This window comes from Leifsonia sp. L25 (genome assembly GCF_050632895.1).
In genome coordinates this window covers 35,743-52,657 of sequence record NZ_JBODRZ010000005.1, presented here as the reverse complement: position 1 = coordinate 52,657, position 16,915 = coordinate 35,743, and the positions used below count along the sequence as shown (strand labels likewise).

Annotated in this window: 18 protein-coding genes and 1 pseudogene; 17 read left to right on the top strand and 2 right to left on the bottom strand. The window is 70.7% G+C overall.

Going from position 1 to position 16,915, the window contains the following annotated elements:
- Positions 1-83: 83 nt before the first annotated feature.
- Positions 84-1,313 carry a DUF349 domain-containing protein gene (locus tag ACRAWC_RS26010; RefSeq protein ID WP_431350070.1) on the bottom strand — a complete coding sequence of 410 codons (1,230 nt, stop codon included), beginning with the start codon at positions 1,311-1,313 and terminating at the stop codon, positions 84-86.
- 57 nt (positions 1,314-1,370) lie between these two features.
- Entirely contained in the window at positions 1,371-2,189 is an 819-nt protein-coding gene (locus tag ACRAWC_RS26005) for a peptidylprolyl isomerase (RefSeq protein ID WP_431350069.1), read from the bottom strand.
- A gap of 212 nt (positions 2,190-2,401) precedes the next feature.
- Between ACRAWC_RS26005 and ACRAWC_RS26000 the strand changes: the two genes are divergently transcribed.
- From ACRAWC_RS26000 to ACRAWC_RS25920, 17 genes and pseudogenes are all read left to right on the top strand, one after another.
- Positions 2,402-3,688, top strand: a complete 1,287-nt coding sequence (locus ACRAWC_RS26000) for a replication-associated recombination protein A (protein ID WP_431350151.1) — start codon at positions 2,402-2,404, stop codon at positions 3,686-3,688.
- 196 nt (positions 3,689-3,884) lie between these two features.
- Positions 3,885-4,508 carry a 30S ribosomal protein S4 gene (gene rpsD, locus ACRAWC_RS25995; protein WP_431350068.1) on the top strand — a complete coding sequence of 208 codons (624 nt, stop codon included), beginning with the start codon at positions 3,885-3,887 and terminating at the stop codon, positions 4,506-4,508.
- Positions 4,509-4,641: 133 nt separating this feature from the next.
- Positions 4,642-5,019: a DUF948 domain-containing protein gene (locus tag ACRAWC_RS25990; RefSeq protein WP_431350067.1), complete on the top strand. Its 378-nt coding sequence runs from the start codon at positions 4,642-4,644 to the stop codon at positions 5,017-5,019.
- A gap of 50 nt (positions 5,020-5,069) precedes the next feature.
- Positions 5,070-5,261 carry a hypothetical protein gene (locus ACRAWC_RS25985; RefSeq protein ID WP_431350066.1) on the top strand — a complete coding sequence of 64 codons (192 nt, stop codon included), beginning with the start codon at positions 5,070-5,072 and terminating at the stop codon, positions 5,259-5,261.
- A gap of 56 nt (positions 5,262-5,317) precedes the next feature.
- A complete protein-coding gene (alaS, locus tag ACRAWC_RS25980) occupies positions 5,318-7,975 on the top strand; it encodes an alanine--tRNA ligase (protein WP_431350065.1) in 2,658 nt (885 codons plus the stop codon).
- 3 nt (positions 7,976-7,978) lie between these two features.
- Complete coding sequence (gene ruvX, locus ACRAWC_RS25975) at positions 7,979-8,446, top strand: Holliday junction resolvase RuvX (protein ID WP_431350064.1); 468 nt, start codon at positions 7,979-7,981, stop codon at positions 8,444-8,446.
- Positions 8,436-10,061 carry an endolytic transglycosylase MltG gene (mltG, locus tag ACRAWC_RS25970; protein WP_431350063.1) on the top strand — a complete coding sequence of 542 codons (1,626 nt, stop codon included), beginning with the start codon at positions 8,436-8,438 and terminating at the stop codon, positions 10,059-10,061. The genes ruvX and mltG overlap by 11 nt, the downstream gene beginning before the upstream one ends.
- A complete protein-coding gene (locus ACRAWC_RS25965; RefSeq protein WP_431350062.1) occupies positions 10,054-11,007 on the top strand; it encodes a shikimate dehydrogenase family protein in 954 nt (317 codons plus the stop codon). The genes mltG and ACRAWC_RS25965 overlap by 8 nt, the downstream gene beginning before the upstream one ends.
- The gene (locus ACRAWC_RS25960; protein WP_431350061.1) at positions 10,950-11,390 is read left to right on the top strand and encodes a hypothetical protein; all 441 of its coding nucleotides are present in this window, start codon (positions 10,950-10,952) and stop codon (positions 11,388-11,390) included. The genes ACRAWC_RS25965 and ACRAWC_RS25960 overlap by 58 nt, the downstream gene beginning before the upstream one ends.
- A gap of 64 nt (positions 11,391-11,454) precedes the next feature.
- Positions 11,455-12,663: a chorismate synthase gene (gene aroC / locus ACRAWC_RS25955; RefSeq protein WP_431350060.1), complete on the top strand. Its 1,209-nt coding sequence runs from the start codon at positions 11,455-11,457 to the stop codon at positions 12,661-12,663.
- Positions 12,660-13,195: pseudogene (locus ACRAWC_RS25950) on the top strand (shikimate kinase). The gene aroC and the pseudogene ACRAWC_RS25950 overlap by 4 nt, the downstream one beginning before the upstream one ends.
- Positions 13,192-14,271, top strand: a complete 1,080-nt coding sequence (gene aroB, locus ACRAWC_RS25945; RefSeq protein WP_431350059.1) for a 3-dehydroquinate synthase — start codon at positions 13,192-13,194, stop codon at positions 14,269-14,271. The pseudogene ACRAWC_RS25950 and the gene aroB overlap by 4 nt, the downstream one beginning before the upstream one ends.
- Complete coding sequence (locus ACRAWC_RS25940; protein WP_431350058.1) at positions 14,271-14,660, top strand: hypothetical protein; 390 nt, start codon at positions 14,271-14,273, stop codon at positions 14,658-14,660. The genes aroB and ACRAWC_RS25940 overlap by 1 nt, the downstream gene beginning before the upstream one ends.
- Positions 14,661-14,665: 5 nt before the next feature.
- Positions 14,666-15,103 (top strand): type II 3-dehydroquinate dehydratase, encoded by a 438-nt coding sequence (locus ACRAWC_RS25935; protein WP_431350057.1) that lies wholly within the window; start codon positions 14,666-14,668, stop codon positions 15,101-15,103.
- A 99-nt stretch (positions 15,104-15,202) separates the two neighbouring features.
- Positions 15,203-15,766, top strand: a complete 564-nt coding sequence (efp, locus tag ACRAWC_RS25930; protein WP_185277247.1) for an elongation factor P — start codon at positions 15,203-15,205, stop codon at positions 15,764-15,766.
- The gene (nusB, locus tag ACRAWC_RS25925) at positions 15,766-16,188 is read left to right on the top strand and encodes a transcription antitermination factor NusB (protein WP_431350056.1); all 423 of its coding nucleotides are present in this window, start codon (positions 15,766-15,768) and stop codon (positions 16,186-16,188) included. The genes efp and nusB overlap by 1 nt, the downstream gene beginning before the upstream one ends.
- Positions 16,185-16,901 carry a DsbA family protein gene (locus ACRAWC_RS25920; RefSeq protein WP_431350055.1) on the top strand — a complete coding sequence of 239 codons (717 nt, stop codon included), beginning with the start codon at positions 16,185-16,187 and terminating at the stop codon, positions 16,899-16,901. Before nusB ends, ACRAWC_RS25920 begins: the two co-directional genes overlap by 4 nt.
- Positions 16,902-16,915: the final 14 nt, after the last annotated feature.

Genomic DNA, 16,915 nt, shown 5'->3' with positions numbered 1-16,915 from the left:
TCGCGGACAACGGTCGGCGAATCCGTGGAGTACTCAGCCGATCACACGGGCTGTGGAGAACAAACCGCAGCCGAGGGCACGGCTCAGCCGAGCGCGTCCAGCCACACCTTGCGGGCGTCGAGTGCCTCCTGGGCGGCCTTGACCTTGGCGGAGTCGCCGCTGGCCTTGGCATCCTCGAGCTCCTGCTCCAGCTTGGCGATCGCCGCGTTGAGCTGGCTGGCCAGCCCCTCGGAGCGCGCCTTCTTCTCGGGGTTGTTGCGCTCCCAGTGCTCCTCGTCCAGTCGGCGCACGGCCGCCTCGACCTTGCGGAGCCGGTCCTCGATGGGGCGCACCTGTTCGCGCGGCACGCGCCCGATGGCGTCCCAGCGCTCCTGGATGGAGAGCAGCTTGGCGCGCGCGGTCTCGCGGTCCTTCTCCTTCAGGAGCGGCTCCGCCTCCTCGAGCAGCGCGAGCTTGAGCGTGAGGTTCTCCTCGTACTCGACGTTGTCGCGCGCGTCGACTTCGGCCTTGGCCGAGTAGATCGCGTCGCCCGCCGCCTTGAACCGCGCCCAGAGCGCGTCGTCGTTCTTCTTGCCCGCGCGGCCGGCCAGCTTCCACTGGTCGAGCAGGCGCCGGTACTCCGGGACCCCGTCCGCGCCGAGCGGCACGAGGCGCTCGGCCTGCTCGATGAGGGCGTTCTTGCGGGCGCGGACGTCGCGGTGCTGGTTGTCCAGCTCCGCGAAGAAGGCCTTGCGGTTGTGCTCGATGGTCGAGCGCGCGGCGCGGAACCGCTTCCACAGCTCGTTCGCCTCGTTCTTGGGGAGGCGCGGGCCGTCGTGCTGGTGCGCCTGCCAGCTCGCGAAGAGCGCGTCGAGCTCGGCGGTGGTCTGCTTCCACTGCGTGCGGGCCGGATCCTGCGCGGCGAGAGCCTCGGCCTGCTCGACGATCGCGGTGCGGTCGGCGACGGCCTGCTCCAGCGCGGCCTTGGCCTCGGCGCTCTGCTGCTCGGTGAGCTCCTCGACGGTGCCGCCGAGGGCGTCCAGCCGGGTGATCAGCGACGCGAGGTCGCCGACGGCGTTCGCACCTTCGACCGAGCTGCGCAGGCTCGCGACGGACTTGGCGACGTCGGCCGCCGGAGCGCCGCGGCGGGCGCGCTGCTCCAGAAGGCCGACCTGGCCGGCGAGGTCGGTGTACTTGCGCTCGAAGTAGGCGATCGCCTCCTCCGGAGTGCCGTCCGGGTACTCGCCGACGGCGCGCTCGTCATCGCCCTCACGGACGTACACGGTGCCGGTCTCGTCGACGCGACCCCAGGGGTGCTGTTCAGAAGTAGCCAAGAGCCTCACCTTGCTTGCGGTGCCACGTTGGGAATCAGCCTATTGCACACGCCGTGATCACTGCAGCGTGAAGCCGTCGATCTTCGTCGCGACGGCGGGCTTGCCGTCACTGCTGCCGCCCTGGACGCCCTTGGAGGTGACCTCGGAGTTGAGCGTGTCGAGCCCGCTCGTGATCTTCCCGATGACCGTGTAGCCGCCGGCCGCGTCGGAGGGGATGGTGGTGTCCTTGTACACGATGAAGAACTGGCTGCCCTGGCTGTTCGCGTTGCCGCTCTGGCGCGCCATGGCGATGGTCCCCGCCGGATACTTGTCGTCCTTCGGCGCGTTCTCGACCGGGCCGTACGAGTAGCCGGGGCCGCCGCTGCCGTCGCCGTTCGGGTCGCCGCACTGCAGTACGTAGAAGCCGCCGTTGGTGAGACGGTGGCAGGTGAGTCCGTCGTAGAACTTCTTCTGCGTCAGCGCGATGGTCGAGGAGACGGCCTGGGGCGCCGCCTTGCCGTCCAGCGAGACCCCGAGCTTGATGCCGTTGATCGTGAGGTCGCCCGTCCAGGTGCGGCCCTCGGCGATGCTCTGGGACGGAACGCCCGCGGCGGCCGACGACGAGGGGAGGGCGACGGGGAGGCCGACGCGCTGGTGGCGGCGGGCCTCGCGAAGAAGAGGAGCTGCGTGCCGATCGCGAGCAGGACGATCACGAGCACGGCGATGCCTGCGACCCAGTTGTCCCGCTTGCGGCGCTTGACCTTCTCCTCGTGCACCGTCTGCCGCGCCTGATATGCGCGGAGGCGCTCGCGCGCCTGTCGCGCCTCGCGGTCGTTCTGCTTGCTGGGTGCCACGTCTGTCCTCCGGGGGCGCCGTCGAGCGGGGGATGGATGCCATCGTCGCCGACGGATGCCGCGCGGCGGGATGGATGCTGCACGAACCCTATCCGGCGCGGCTATGAGCGCCCAAACCAACGCGCTGGAATCGGTCCGCGCGCGGGGGCGGACGTCCCGCGTCCTGACTCCGATGTCGGTGGCGGCGACTACTCTTGTCGGGTGGTCGATGTGCAACCTGGGCTCCGGACGGGAGCGACGCCTCTCGCCGTGCGCATGCGGCCGAAGTCGCTGGACGAGGTCGCCGGGCAGCGCCACCTGCTGCGGCCCGGTTCCCCGCTCGTCGCGCTGGCCTCCGACAAGGACGGGCAGAGCGGTTCCGTGTCCGTGATCCTGTGGGGGCCGCCCGGCACCGGCAAGACCACGCTCGCGCAGGCCATCGCGCACTCGTCCGGGCGGCGTTTCGTGGAGCTGTCCGCGGTCACCGCCGGCGTGAAGGACGTGCGGCTGGTGATGGACGAGGCGCTCTCGACCCGCGACCTCTACGGCGTCTCGACCGTCCTCTTCCTCGACGAGATCCACCGGTTCACCAAGGCGCAGCAGGACGCCCTCCTGCCCGGCGTCGAGAACGGCTGGGTGATCCTGGTCGCCGCCACCACCGAGAACCCGTCCTTCTCGGTCATCTCGCCGCTGCTGTCGCGCTCGCTGCTGCTCACGCTGGAGACGCTGAGCGACGAGGACCTCGGCGTGGTCATCGACCGCGCCGTCGCGGACGATCGCGGGCTGGGCGGTCAGTACACGGTGGAGGACGAGGCCAGGGCCGTGCTCATCCGGCTGGCTTCCGGCGACGCCCGGCGCGCGCTGACCGCGTTGGAGGCCGCCTCCGTCACGGCCGCGTCGGCGACTCCGGCGACGTCCAAGAAGAAGCCGGTCATCACCGCGGAGCTGGTGGCGCAGGCGGTCGACCGCGCCCTGCTGCGCTATGACCGCAACGGCGACGAGCACTACGACGTCATCAGCGCCTTCATCAAATCGGTCCGCGGCTCGGACGTCGACGCGGCGCTGCACTATCTGGCTCGGATGATCGAGGCGGGGGAGGACCCGCGATTCATCGCCCGCAGAATCATCGTCTCGGCCTCCGAGGACATCGGGATGGCGGACCCGCAGGCGCTCGTCGTCGCGATCGCCGCCGCCGACGCGGTGCAGTACATCGGGATGCCCGAGGGGCGCATCCCGCTCGCGCAGGCCGTCGTCCACCTCGCCACCGCACCGAAGTCGAACGCGGCGTACATGGCGCTCGACGCGGCGATCGCCGACGTGCGCGCCGGCAAGATCGGGCGCGTGCCCAAGCACCTCCGCGACGCGCACTATCCCGGCGCCAAGCGACTCGGCCACGGCAAGGGCTACAAGTACCCGCACGACGACGCTCTCGGCGTGCTCCAGCAGCAGTACCTCCCCGACGAGCTGGCCGACACCACCTACTACGCGCCGACCGAGCACGGCAACGAGCGCGATGTCGCCGCACGGCTGGCGAAGCTGCGCCGCATCGTGCGCGGACGCTGACCCCGGGGTCTGCTAGAATCGTCAGGCCTAGAAGCGTGTTCAGGGTGCGGCTGCCCGGAACGCGCTTTCGACGGGACAGGCCCTGTAGCCGGGCGTCCCTGGCGTGAATCCCTCTCTTGCAGGTGAAAGACCCTGCGCAGCGCACCCCTGTGTGCCCTGCGACCAACATTCGTAGAGAGAAAACCGAAAGGAAACCGTGTCTTCACGTTCCCGCAGCAAGACCCGCGAGTCGCGGGCCCTGGGCATCGCCCTGACCCCGAAGGCCGCCCGCTACATGGAGAAGCGTCCCTACGCTCCCGGTGAGCACGGCCGCACCAAGCGCAAGCAGGACTCCGACTACGCCGTGCGTCTGCGCGAGAAGCAGCGTCTGCGCGCCCAGTACGGCATCCTCGAGAAGCAGATCCGCATCGCGTTCGAGGAGGCCCGCCGCACGCAGGGCCTGACCGGTGAGAACCTGGTCGAGCTCCTCGAGATGCGTCTCGACGCCCTGGTGCTCCGCGCCGGCTTCGCCCGCACGATCTCCCAGGCCCGCCAGTTCGTGGTGCACCGTCACATCATGGTCGACGGCAAGCTCGTCGACCGCCCGTCCTTCCGCGTGAAGCCGGGTCAGCTCATCCACGTCAAGGCCCGCTCCGAGGGCACCGAGCCCTTCCAGGTCGCGGCCGCCGGCGGTCACGTCGACGTCCTCCCCAAGGTCCCGGCCTACCTCGACGTCGAGCTCGACAAGCTCCAGGCCCGCCTCGTGCGCCGCCCGAAGCGCGTCGAGGTCCCCGTCACCTGCGAGGTTCAGCTGGTCGTCGAGTACTACGCCGCCCGCTAAGGCGAGCGAGACTCCCGCAGAACGGGGTCGCGGCTTCGGCCGCGGCCCCGTTTCTCGTCTGTCGGGGTCCATCCCGGACCGGTTTCCCGTACGCTGGTGGTCGTATGCCCGTCACGGAATGGAGGGGGCCGACATGTCCGCAGGCGACATCGCAGGACTGATCGCGGCGGCCGTGTTCGCCGTCCTGGTGGGATTCATCGCCGTTCCGCTGCTGAAACTCGGCCGCGTGCTCGACTCCACCCGTGACGCCATCAAGGAGGCCAGCGACGGCATCACGCCGATCCTGGAGGAGACGGCGACCACCCTGCAGGAGACGAACAAGCAGCTCGCCCGGGTCGACACGATCACCAAGAACGTCGCCGACGTCACGGGCAACGTGTCGGCGCTCGTGGCACTCTTCGCCGCCACGGTCGGCGGTCCGCTGATCAAGCTGGCGGGCTTCAGCGCGGCCGTCCGTGCCGCCCTTCGGGTGCCGGGGGCCTCCCGACGATCCCGCCGCCAGGCGGACTAGACTTGCGCGAGCGCGCTGAACGCGCGCAACCAGGGAGGGAAGATCCGGCAATGAAGAGTTTCCTGTGGCTCCTGATCGGCGTGGCTCTCGGCTTCGTCGTCGCCCACAAGGTCAACGAGACCCCCAAGGGTCGCGAGTTCTTCGGCACGCTCGACAGGAAGGCGCGCGACTTCGGCGAGGCCGTCTCGGACGGCTACCGTCAGCGCGAAGCCGAGCTCCGCTCGGCCATCGACGGCGACTGACCTCCCGCCCTTTCCGACCTCGTCTCCCCGCTCCACCCCTCGATCGACCGGAAACCATGCAGACTGCTGAAATCCACCGCCGCTGGCTCGACTTCTTCGCCACGCGCGGTCACACCGTCGTCCCGTCCGCCTCGCTCGTCAGCGACGACCCGTCGCTGTTGTTCACCGTGGCCGGGATGGTGCCGTTCGTCCCGTACCTGACGGGTGTCGTCCCCGCGCCCTTCCCGCGCGCGACCAGCGTCCAGAAGTGCATCCGCACCCTGGACATCGAGGAGGTCGGCAAGACCCCTCGCCACGGCACGTTCTTCCAGATGTGCGGCAACTTCTCGTTCGGCGACTACTTCAAGGAGCAGGCGATCACGTTCGCCTGGGACCTGCTCACCCTGTCCGAGGACGAGGGCGGCCTCGGCTTCGACCCGAAGGACCTCTGGGTCACGGTGTACGAGGAGGACGACGAGGCCCGCGAGATCTGGAGCCGCGTGGCCGGCCTCCCGGCCGAGCGCATCCAGGGTCTCGGCAAGGACACCAACTACTGGTCGACCGGTCAGCCCGGCCCCGCCGGCCCCTGCTCGGAGATCTTCTTCGACCGCGGCCCCGCGTACGGCGTCGACGGCGGCCCGGCGACGGACGATGACCGCTACGTCGAGATCTGGAACCTCGTCTTCATGCAGTACCTCCGCGGTGAGGGGACCGGCAAGAAGGACTTCGAGATCCTCGGCGACCTGCCGAAGAAGAACATCGACACCGGCCTCGGCCTGGAGCGCGTCGCGTTCATCAAGCAGGGCGTCGACAACATGTACGAGATCGACCAGGTCCGTCCTGTGCTCGACCGCGCAGCGGAGCTGGCGGGCAAGCCGTACGGCAACGAGGCGCATGAGGACGATGTCCGTCTCCGCGTCATCGCCGACCACGTCCGCAGCGCACTCATGCTCATGACGGACGGCGTCACGCCGTCCAACGAGGGCCGCGGCTACGTGCTTCGCCGCCTGCTGCGCCGCACGGTGCGGGCGATGCGCTTGCTCGGCGTCGAGAGCGCGACGTTCCCCGAGCTGTTCCCGGCCTCCCGCGACGCCATGAAGGCGGCCTACCCCGAGGTGGAGGCCGAGTTCGCGCGCACCTCGCAGCTCGCCTATGCGGAGGAGGAGACCTTCCTCCGCACGCTCGTGTCCGGCACGAGCATCCTCGACACCGCCGTGGCGAACACCAAGGGCGCGGGCAAGGATGAGCTCGCCGGCGACACCGCGTTCCTGCTGCACGACACCTACGGCTTCCCGATCGACCTCACCCTGGAGATGGCGGAGGAGGCCGGCCTCAGCGTCGACCGCGCCGCGTTCGACACCCTGATGGCCGACCAGCGCGCCCGCGCGAAGGCGGACGCCAAGGCGAAGAAGACCGCCCTCGCCGACCTGTCGGTCTACAGCGCGTTCCGCGCGCAGGGCGAGACGGTCTTCACCGGCTACACCGACCTCGAGACGGAGTCGAGCGTGCTCGGCCTGATCGTCGACGGCCGGTCGGTGAACGCTGCGCGCGAGGGCCAGGTCGCGGAGGTCATCCTCGGCGCGACCGCGCTGTACGCGGAGTCGGGCGGTCAGGACGCCGACGCGGGCACCATCGTCGGCCCGGGCTACGAGCTCGACGTGCTCGACGTGCAGAAGCCGGTGAAGGGTCTGATCAGCCACAAGGTGCTCGTCCGCAGCGGCGAGGTCGGCGTCGGCGCTCCGGCGACCAGCCTGGTGGACGCGGAGTACCGCCGCGGCGCCAAGCAGGCGCACTCCGGCACCCACATCATTCACGCGGCGCTGCGCCAGGTGCTCGGCCCCAACGCGCACCAGTCCGGCTCGTTCAACAAGGCCGGCTACCTCCGCCTCGACTTCTCCTGGAACCAGGCGCTGTCGCCGGAGACCCGCAGCGAGATCGAGGAGATCTCCAACAACGCGATCCGCGACAACCTGCAGGTGACGACGCGCGAGCTGCCGCTGGCCGAGGCCAAGGCGCTCGGCGCGATGGCGCTGTTCGGCGAGAAGTACGGCGACGTCGTCCGCGTGGTCGACATCGGCGGGCCGTGGTCGCGCGAGCTCTGCGCCGGAACGCACGTGTCGACCAGCGCGGAGATCGGGATGATCAACCTGGTCAGCGAGTCGTCGGTCGGCTCGACCAACCGCCGCGTGGAGTCGCTGGTCGGCCTGGAGGCCTTCCAGGACCTCGCCGTCGAGCGCACGATCGTCTCGCAGCTCTCCGGCGCTCTGAAGACACCGCGCGAGCAGCTCCCGGAGAAGATCGCCGACCTGATGGCGAACCTGAAGGCCGCCGAGAAGCGCATCCAGGCGTTCGAGGCCCGCGCGGTTCTCGACAAGGTGCCCGGACTGCTGGAGTCGGCCTCCCGTCGCGGCGCGGTCACCGTGGTCGCCGAGGACGCCGGCACGCTCAACTCGGCCGACGATCTGCGTCTGCTGGCGACGACCGTCCGCGAGCGGCTCGGCTCGGACCCGGCAGCCGTCGCCCTCGCGGCGCGCGCGGCGGGCAAGCCCGTCGTGATCGTGGCGACCAACCAGGCCGCGCGCGACGCCGGCGTGAACGCGGGCGCTCTGGCGAAGACGGCGTCGGGCGTGCTCGGCGGCGGCGGAGGCGGCAAGGCCGACCTGGCGCAGGGCGGCGGCACGGACGCGGACGCGATCCCGGCCGCGCTGTCCGCGGTGGTCTCGGCGATCGGTTAGCGCGTGCGCAACGGAGTGCGGCTCGGCATCGACGTCGGGAAGGTGCGGGTCGGCGTGAGCCGGTCCGACCTCCACGGGATGCTGGCGACTCCGGTGGAGACGGTAGCCCGCTCCGAGGACGCTGCGGATCGTCGCAGGATCGCGGAGATTGTGACCGAACTCGGAGTTTTCGAGATTATCGTCGGGTTGCCTCTGGCGCTCTCGGGTGCGCACACCGCGTCGACGGCGGACGCCGTCGCCTTCGCGGAAGCGCTCGACGCCGAGGTGCACGTGCCGGTGCGGTTGGTGGACGAACGTCTGTCGACCGTCTCGGCGCACTCGGCGCTCCGGGCGTCGGGCAAGAACTCGAAAAGCGCGCGTCCGGTGGTGGATCAGGTGGCCGCCACGATAATTTTGCAGCACGCCCTCGACGCGGAGCGCGCTTCAGGCCGTCCGCCGGGCCACCCCGTCGAACCGAGCATTGGACCCTAGTTTGTCGCAGAACCCGCAGGAGAAGCCGGACCCGCCCGTCTTCCCGGCCGTGAACCGGCAGCAGCCGATGACCAGGCGCGAGGCGCGCCAGGCCAGGGAGGCCGAGGAGGCTCAGCGGGCTCAGGCGCCGGAAGCGGCTCGTCAGGATGCCGCCCCTCAGGCGCCGCAGGATCCGCGTCGGGTCACGGACCAGCCCGCGCGGGATGCCGACGCGCGCAACCCGCAGACCCCGGGTCCGTGGACGCCGCCTCCCGCCGAGACTCCGGCGAACCGCGAGACGCTGGACGGGCTGGACTTCGAATCCGTTGTGACCGGACCCGTGCCGGTCGACGCGGCGCGCGCCGAGCGCGAGCCCGTCGGAGCGTCCGCGCGCCACGAGGCGGCCCACGGCGCCGCGGCCCACGATCACGGGCGGTTCGACGACTCGGCCCACGCGATCTTCGCGTCGCTGGCCGGCCACGGCGAGGACACGTCCGGCGGCGGGCGCGGCGAGTCGCCGCTCGCCTGGCGTCAGCAGAACTACCTCTCGCACGAGCCGGCGCCCAAGCGCAAGCGGCACTGGCTGAAGCGGCTCGTCATCATCCTCGTCGTCGTGCTGGTACTCGGCGGGCTCGGGGCGGGCGGCTTCATGGCGTTCCAGCCGCAGGTCGCGGCGCTCGTCGCGAAGGTCATGCCGCAGAACAACGACTACACCGGTAACGGCACCGGCTCCGTGACGTTCACGATCAAGGCGGGCGACGACGGCAGCTCGATCGCGACGAACCTGAAGAAGGCGGGCGTGACGAAGAGCTACGACGCGTTCTACACGCTCGTGCTGCACCAGCAGCCGCAGATCGTCTGGCAGCCGGGCGTCTTCAAGCTGGCGAAGCAGATGAGTGCGAAGGCGGCCCTTGCGGCGCTGCAGAACCCGTCCTCCCGGTTGCAGAACACCGCGGTGATCCCCGAGGGCACTGCGGAGAAGGACGCGCTGCAGACCGTGGCGACCGCCACGAAGATCCCGCTCGCCCAGCTGCAGCAGGCCGCCGCCAACCCGGCCGACTTCGGACTGCCCGCCCAGGCGAAGACGCTGGAGGGCTTCCTGTTCCCGGCGACCTACACGTTCGCCCCCGGTGTCACCGCGCACGACGCCATCAAGACGATGGTTGACCGGTCCTTCCAGGCACTCGATCAGGCGGGCGTGCCGGTCGCCGACCGCTGGAACGACGTGATCCTCGCCTCGATCGTGCAGCGCGAGGCCGGGCTGAAGGACGACTACCCGAAGGTCGCGCGCGTGTTCCTCAACCGGCTCGCGCAGGGCTGGGACCTCCAGTCCGACGCGACCGTCGCCTACGGAACGGGGCACACCGACCGGGTCACGACCACCGACGCCGAGCGCGCCGACGCATCCAACCCGTACAACACGTACGCGCACCCCGGCCTCCCGGTCGGGCCGATCTCCAACCCGGGCGACCTCGCGCTCAACGCGGTGACGCACCCGGCGGACGGGACCTGGATGTACTTCGTGACCTGGAACCTGAAGACCGGCGAGACGATCTTCTCGACCACGCAGGCGGAGCACGAGGCTGCTGTCGCGAAATGGCAGCAGTGGATGAAGGACAACCCCGGCTATGAATGACGCACCGAAGCCCCGGCCCGCCGCGAAGTCCCGGGCGGCGAAACCGCGGAAGCCGAAGGACGCGGTCGATCCGGCCGTCGAGAACGGTGTGTCGGAGGCGTCGGCGGAGGAGCTGATCGCCGAGCTGGTGGAGGCCGAGCGCGCGGCCGAGGCCGAGGAGGCGGCGATCGCGGAGGCCGAGGCGGCCGCCGATGAGGAGGAGCCGCTGGAGGACGACGCCGAGACTGAGGTCGAGGCTGCGGTCGAGGGCGACGCCGCGGACGCGGACGAGGCTTCCGACGACGCCGCGGACGAGCCGGAGCCCGAGCACGAAGCCGCGGACGAGGTGGTCGTCGAGGTCATCGAGGTCGTGGAGGTCGAGGAGATCATCGAGACCGTGGACGAGGGCGGCGTGATCGAGGTCGAGGACGTCGACGGGGTCGTCGTCGACGTCATCCCGGCCACCGCCGCCTCGCGACGTCTGGCCGTCCTCGGCTCACCGATCGGCCACTCCAAGTCGCCCGCTCTGCACCGCGCCGCCTACGCCGCGCTCGGCCTGGACTGGTCGTACGACCAGCTCGACGTCAGCGAGGCCGGGTTGTCCGCCTTCCTCGACGGCCTGGGCGAGGAGTGGCGCGGCCTGTCACTGACGATGCCGCTCAAGCAGTCCGTCATCCCGCTGCTCACCGAGACCGACCGGGTCGCGGAGCAGACCGGCGTGGCCAACACGGTCCTCCTCGACGGCGACGACCTCGTCGGCTTCAACACCGACGTCGCGGGCATCGTCCGCGCGCTGTCCGCGGCCGGACTGGAGGAGGCGCGCTACGTCCACATCCTGGGCGGGGAGCGACCGCCGCTTCCGCGCTGGTCGCCGCGGCCGAGCTCGGCGCGGAGCGCGTGGACGTGCACGTGCGCGACCTGCAGAAGAGTGTCTGGCTGGAACCGCTGGCGCACCAGCTCGGGCTGATGATCCGGATCCGGTCGTTCGCGCAGGCCGATCGTTCGCTGGACGTGCCGCAACTCGTCATCAGCACGCTGCCCGGCGGCGCGTCCACCGAGGCGATCTACACCGACTCGACGCGACGCAGGGCCGTGCTGCTCGACGTCGCATACGACCCGTGGCCGAGCGTGCTCGCGACGTCCTGGCAGGCAGTCGGCGGCCGCGTCGTCTCCGGGCTCGCGATGCTCGCGCAGCAGGCGCTCCTGCAGGTGCGCATCTTCGTCTCCGGCGACGTGTTGCAGCCGCTGCCGGACGAGGAGGGTGTGCTGCAGGCCATGCTCGCCGCGGTCGGCATCGACGCGGAGGGCGCGCCGGTGGGCGACGGCTCCGTGGAGGGCGAAGCCGAGTGAGCGGAGGCCGCCTCCGGCCGTAACGGCGCAAGGCCGCCCCCTGCCGCTGTGCCAGAATCGAAGCATGCTTCGTTGGCTCACGGCCGGGGAATCCCACGGCCCCGAACTCATCGCCGTCCTGGAGGGGCTCCCTGCGGGCGTGCCCATCGCGCTGGACTCCGTCCGCGCCGATCTCGCCCGCCGCAAGCTGGGCTACGGCCGGGGTGCGCGGATGAAGTTCGAGCAGGACGCGCTGGAGGTCTCCGGCGGCGTCCGCCACGGCCTGAGCCTCGGCAGCCCGATCGCGCTGCGCATCGGCAACACCGAGTGGCCCAAGTGGGTCGACGTGATGAGCCCCGAGCCGGTCGACCCGGAGAAGCTCGCCACCGGCCGCGGCGCCGCCCTGACGCGTCCGCGTCCCGGGCACGCCGACCTCGTCGGCATGCAGAAGTACGGCTTCGACGAGGCCCGCCCGATCCTGGAGCGTGCGAGCGCCCGGGAGACCGCGGCCCGCGTCGCGCTCGGCGCCGTCGCCCGCTCGTTCCTCGCCGAGCTCGGCGTCACGCTGGTCAGCCACACGCTGTCCATCGGCCCGGTGCGCGTGCCGGAGGGCGCCCCGCTCCCCACGCCCGCCGACGTCGCGACCCTCGACGCCGACCCGCTGCGCTGCTTCCACCCGGCCACCTCCGAGCGGATGGTCGCCGAGGTGGACGACGCCCACAAGGAGGGTGACACCCTCGGCGGCGTCGTGGAGGTGCTCGCCTACGGCCTCCCGCCGGGGCTCGGCTCGCATGTGCACTGGGACCGCCGCCTCGACGCGCAGCTCGCAGCCGCACTCATGGGCATCCAGGCGATCAAGGGCGTGGAGGTCGGCGACGGCTTCCTGACGACCACCCGCCGCGGGTCGCAGGCGCACGACGAGCTCGTGGCCGAGGAGGGCGCCATCCAGCGCACCAGCGACAAGGCCGGCGGCACGGAGGGCGGCATGAGCACGGGCAGCGTGCTGCGTGTGCGCGCCGGCATGAAGCCGATCGCCACCGTCCCGCACGCGCTACGCACCATCGACATCGCCACGAGCGAGGCCGCTCCCGCTCACCACCAGCGCTCCGACGTCTGTGCGGTCCCCGCGGCCGGCGTGGTCGCGGAGGCGATGGTGGCGCTCGTGCTCGCGAACGCGATGCTGGAGAAGTTCGGCGGCGACTCGGTGACCGAGACGGCGCGCAACCTCCGCGGCTACCTCGACGCCATCCCGCAGAACCTGGCGACCGAGCGCGTCAGCGCGCCCTACGCCTGAGTCCCGTGACGATCGTCCTCATCGGTCCGCCGGCGGCGGGCAAGACGCGGCTGGGCAAGCGCCTGGCCAAACGTCTCGGCCTGCCGTTCGTGGACACCGACGCGGTCGTGGTGGCCGGGCACGGCGCCATCGCGGAGATCTTCGCCGAGCACGGCGAGCCGTATTTCCGCGCGCTCGAACGCGCGGCGGTCGCGGAGGCCGTCGCCCGCCCGGGCATCGTCTCGCTGGGCGGGGAGCGGTGCTCGACCCGGACACGCAGGCCGACCTGGCCGCGACGCGGGTCGTCCTGCTGACCGTGCGGCCGGAGGCGATCGCCGCCCGCATCACCAACCGCAAGCGCCCGCTGGTCACCGACCTGGAGTCGTGGAAGCGGCTCGTGGCGGCGCGCACCCCGCTCTACCAATCGCTCGCGGATTACACCGCGGACACGTCGACCCGGCCGATCGAGACCATCGTGGAGGAGATCGCGCGCTGGGTCGAAGAAGGCCGACGCAGCGAACGCGGCCAGAGCACCCAACAAGGAGAGTCATGACCGACCAGCCCACCGAGATCCTCGTCGCCGGAGAGAACCAGTATCCGGTCGTCATCGGGCGCGGCCTCCGGTTCGACCTCGCCGCGCACCTCGGCACCGGGGTCAGCAAGCTGCTCGTCGTGCACCCGCCGACGCTCGGCGCCGCGGCGGCCGAACTGCGCGAGTCGCTGCTCGGGCAGTACGAGGTGCTGCTCGCCGAGGTCCCGGACGCGGAGGCCGCCAAACGTGTCGAGGTCGCCTCGTTCCTGTGGGGCATCATGGGCCAGGCCGACTTCACCCGCTCGGACGCCGTCATCGGCTTCGGCGGCGGCGCCGTCACCGACCTGGCCGGCTTCGTCGCCGCGACCTGGCTGCGCGGTGTCCGGCTGGTGCAGGTCCCGACCACCGTGCTCGGGATGGTGGACGCCGCGGTCGGCGGCAAGACCGGCATCAACACCGCGGAGGGCAAGAACCTCGTCGGCGCCTTCTACGCGCCGGCGGCGGTGGTCTGCGATCTCGACACGCTGACCTCGCTCGGCCGCAACGAGCTGCTCGCGGGCTTCGCCGAAGTCGTCAAGTACGGCTTCATCGCCGAGCCGGAGATCCTGGACATCATCGAGCGCGACGTCGACGTCGCCACCGACCCGGAGTCGCCCGAGTTCCGCCGCTTGGTGGAGCTGTCGGTGGGGATCAAGGCGCGCGTGGTCGGCGAGGACTTCACCGAGCAGGGCCTCCGCGAGATCCTCAACTACGGTCACACCCTGGGCCACGCGATCGAGCACGCCGAGCGCTACCAGTGGCGGCACGGCGCGGCGGTCTCCGTCGGGATGGTCTACGCCGCCGAACTCGGCCGGCTGAGCGGTCGCTTGAGCGACGAGGCCGTGGACCGGCACCGCCGCATCCTGGAGTCGCTGACCCTCCCGACCAGCTACCCGGCCGGACGCTGGCAGACCCTGCTGGCGACCATGCAGCGCGACAAGAAGGCGCGCGGCAGCCTGCTGCGCTTCATCGTGCTGGACGACATCGGCCGGCCGACCGTGCTCGCGGGGCCCGACCAGAGTCTGCTGTTCGCCGCGTACCAGGAGATCGGGTCCTGATGGCCAAGACGGTCGCCCAGAAGCTGCTCGTCTCGGAGGGCGACGCCCTGAGCCTCGTCGGCGCCGGACCCGAGGAGCGCGCCGCGATCGGCGCGCTGCCGGACGGCGTGACCGAGGTGGCACCGGAAGCGGCTGCCGTCTCCGTGACGATCGTGCGCAGTCGCGACGAGCTCCTGGCGCAGTTCGAGACCGCGCTGCCCGCCCTCACCGGCGCCCGCGCGGTCTGGTTCCTGTACCCGAAGGGCGGCAGAGCCGATCTCAACCGCGACACCATCATCCGGGAGGCCGGCGCGTTCGGCTGGCGACCGATCGGCAACGTGGCCGTGGACGACGTCTGGTCGGCCGTGCGCGTCCGTCCGCTCGCCGACGGCGAGGCGCCGGTAGGGTGAGCGGCATGACTTCCGTCCTCGTCCTGAACGGTCCCAACCTCGGCAGGCTCGGCACCCGCGAGCCCGACGTGTACGGTGCGGGCACCCTGGAGGACCTCCGCGCCCAGCTCGTCGCGGACGCACCCGAGCTGGACATCGACCTGCGCCAGACGGATGTCGAGGGCGAGCTGCTGCGCTGGCTGCACGAGGCAGCCGACTCCGGCGCCCCCGTTATCCTGAACGCCGGCGCTTGGACGCACTACTCGTACGCGCTGCGCGACGCCGTCTCGCTGGTGACGAAGGCCGGCGGCACTGTGATCGAGGTGCACCTGTCCAACCCGCACGCCCGCGAGGAGTTCCGGCACACCAGCGTCCTCACCGCCGTCTCCACCGGCGTGATCGCCGGCTTCGGGTTCGAGTCCTACCGGCTGGCTCTAGCGTTCATTCGCCGAAACGCCCGCTGACGTCTAGAATCTTCTGGGGCTCCGTACGCTGAGCCCGTCGTGGACGGTGCAGGGCGCCGCTCCCACCCGAATCTTCCGCAAAGCGAATGGAACTCTGGCATGGCATCGACCGCTGACATCAAGAACGGCATCGTCCTCAACATCGACGGACAGCTCTGGAGCGTCATCGAGTTCCAGCACGTCAAGCCGGGCAAGGGTGGAGCGTTCGTCCGTACGAAGCTGAAGAACGTCACGACCGGCAAGACGGTCGACCGCACCTACAACGCGGGCGCGAAGATCGAGATCACTAACGTCGACCGCCGCGACTACCAGTATCTGTACCAGGACGGCGCCGACTTCGTCTTCATGGACACCAGCGACTACGACCAGATCACCATCCCGGGACCGATCGTCGGAGACTCCGCCAACTTCATGCTCGAGAACCAGAACGTGACCGTCGCGCTGCACGAGGGCTCGCCGCTCTACGTCGAGCTCCCGGCCTCCGTCGTCCTGGAGATCACCTACACCGAGCCGGGCCTGCAGGGCGACCGCTCCACCGGCGGCACCAAGCCCGCGACCGTGGAGACCGGCTACCAGATCCAGGTCCCGCTGTTCCTGGAGACCGGCACCAGGGTCAAGGTCGACACCCGCACCGGCGACTACCTCGGCCGCGTCAACGACTAGTGAGCGCCAGGACCAAGGCGCGCAAGCGCGCCCTCGACGTGCTGTTCAGCGCTGACCTGCGACAGCTCACGCTGCCGCAGGCGCTGGCGGCGGAGGCGGAGCGCGCGGCCAGTGAGCCGACGCGTGAGGCCTCCTGGCTGTACGCCCGCGAGATCGTGGACGGCGTGATCGACCACCAGGACGAGATCGACGAGCAGATCGAGACGTACGCCCAGGGCTGGACCCTGGCGCGGATGCCCGCCGTCGACCGCGCCATCCTGCGCATCGGCGTCTGGGAGCTGCTCTTCAACGATGAGGTGCCGGACGGCGTTGCGATCTCGGAGGCTGTGGAGGCCGCGACCGTGCTGTCCACGGACGACTCGGCGGGCTTCGTGAACGGGCTGCTGGCGAAGATCGCGCAGAACCGCCCGCAGCGCGCATGAGCTCACCGCGCCGGCTCCGCCGGATCGTCGCCGCCGCGGTGCTCGCGGTCGCCGTGACCGCGGGCGTCGCCTCGTGCTCGCTGCTCGGCGGCAACTCGAACGTCCCTGTCGCGACGGCCAAGCCGGCGACCGGAACCGATGGCGCGGCGAACTTCGACGGCGGCTACGTCTCGGCGGGCTCCGGCCCGAAGAAGGTCGACGTCTGGTTCGACCCGATGTGCCCGGTCTGCGGTGCGTTCGAGAAGTCGAACGGCGCGACCCTCGCGAATGCGGTGAAGGACGGCTCGATCACGCTCCGGCTGCATCCGCTGACGTTCCTGGATCGCGCGTCGAACGGCACCGGCTATTCCACCCGTGCCTCGGCGGCGCTGGTCTGCGTGGCCGTGCACGACCCGGAGCGCACGCTCGACTACTACCAGGCGCTGTTCGCGGACCAGCCGGAGGAGAACTCCAGCGGCCTGACCGACAAGCAGCTCGCCAAGCTCGCGACGGACCACGGCATCACCGACATCTCCGGGTGCATCGACCGCAGCGGGCCGTATCAGGCCTGGGCGCAGGCGAACACGGCGCACTCGCAGAGCGGCCCGATCACCGTCGACGGCAAGAAGGTGCTCGACAATATCCAGGGCACGCCTACCGTCCTGGTGGACGGCAAGCAGTACACCGGCTCGATCAGCGACATGAAGGAGTTCGCGAGCTTCCTCGGCCGGTGACCGGCGCCGAGCCT

What these genes read in the sequence shown, in the direction of transcription:
- aroC (WP_431350060.1), top strand. Translation starts at nt 11,455, where the DNA reads ATGCTTCGTTGGCTCACGGCCGGGGAATCCCACGGCCCCGAACTCATC.
- efp (WP_185277247.1), top strand. Translation starts at nt 15,203, where the DNA reads ATGGCATCGACCGCTGACATCAAGAACGGCATCGTCCTCAACATCGAC.
- ACRAWC_RS25965 (WP_431350062.1), top strand. Translation starts at nt 10,054, where the DNA reads ATGAATGACGCACCGAAGCCCCGGCCCGCCGCGAAGTCCCGGGCGGCG.
- ACRAWC_RS25990 (WP_431350067.1), top strand. Translation starts at nt 4,642, where the DNA reads ATGTCCGCAGGCGACATCGCAGGACTGATCGCGGCGGCCGTGTTCGCC.
- ACRAWC_RS25985 (WP_431350066.1), top strand. Translation starts at nt 5,070, where the DNA reads ATGAAGAGTTTCCTGTGGCTCCTGATCGGCGTGGCTCTCGGCTTCGTC.
- ACRAWC_RS26000 (WP_431350151.1), top strand. Translation starts at nt 2,402, where the DNA reads ATGCGGCCGAAGTCGCTGGACGAGGTCGCCGGGCAGCGCCACCTGCTG.
- aroB (WP_431350059.1), top strand. Translation starts at nt 13,192, where the DNA reads ATGACCGACCAGCCCACCGAGATCCTCGTCGCCGGAGAGAACCAGTAT.
- ACRAWC_RS25940 (WP_431350058.1), top strand. Translation starts at nt 14,271, where the DNA reads ATGGCCAAGACGGTCGCCCAGAAGCTGCTCGTCTCGGAGGGCGACGCC.
- ACRAWC_RS25935 (WP_431350057.1), top strand. Translation starts at nt 14,666, where the DNA reads ATGACTTCCGTCCTCGTCCTGAACGGTCCCAACCTCGGCAGGCTCGGC.
- ACRAWC_RS26005 (WP_431350069.1), bottom strand. Translation starts at nt 2,189, where the DNA reads ATGGCATCCATCCCCCGCTCGACGGCGCCCCCGGAGGACAGACGTGGC.
- ACRAWC_RS25920 (WP_431350055.1), top strand. Translation starts at nt 16,185, where the DNA reads ATGAGCTCACCGCGCCGGCTCCGCCGGATCGTCGCCGCCGCGGTGCTC.
- alaS (WP_431350065.1), top strand. Translation starts at nt 5,318, where the DNA reads ATGCAGACTGCTGAAATCCACCGCCGCTGGCTCGACTTCTTCGCCACG.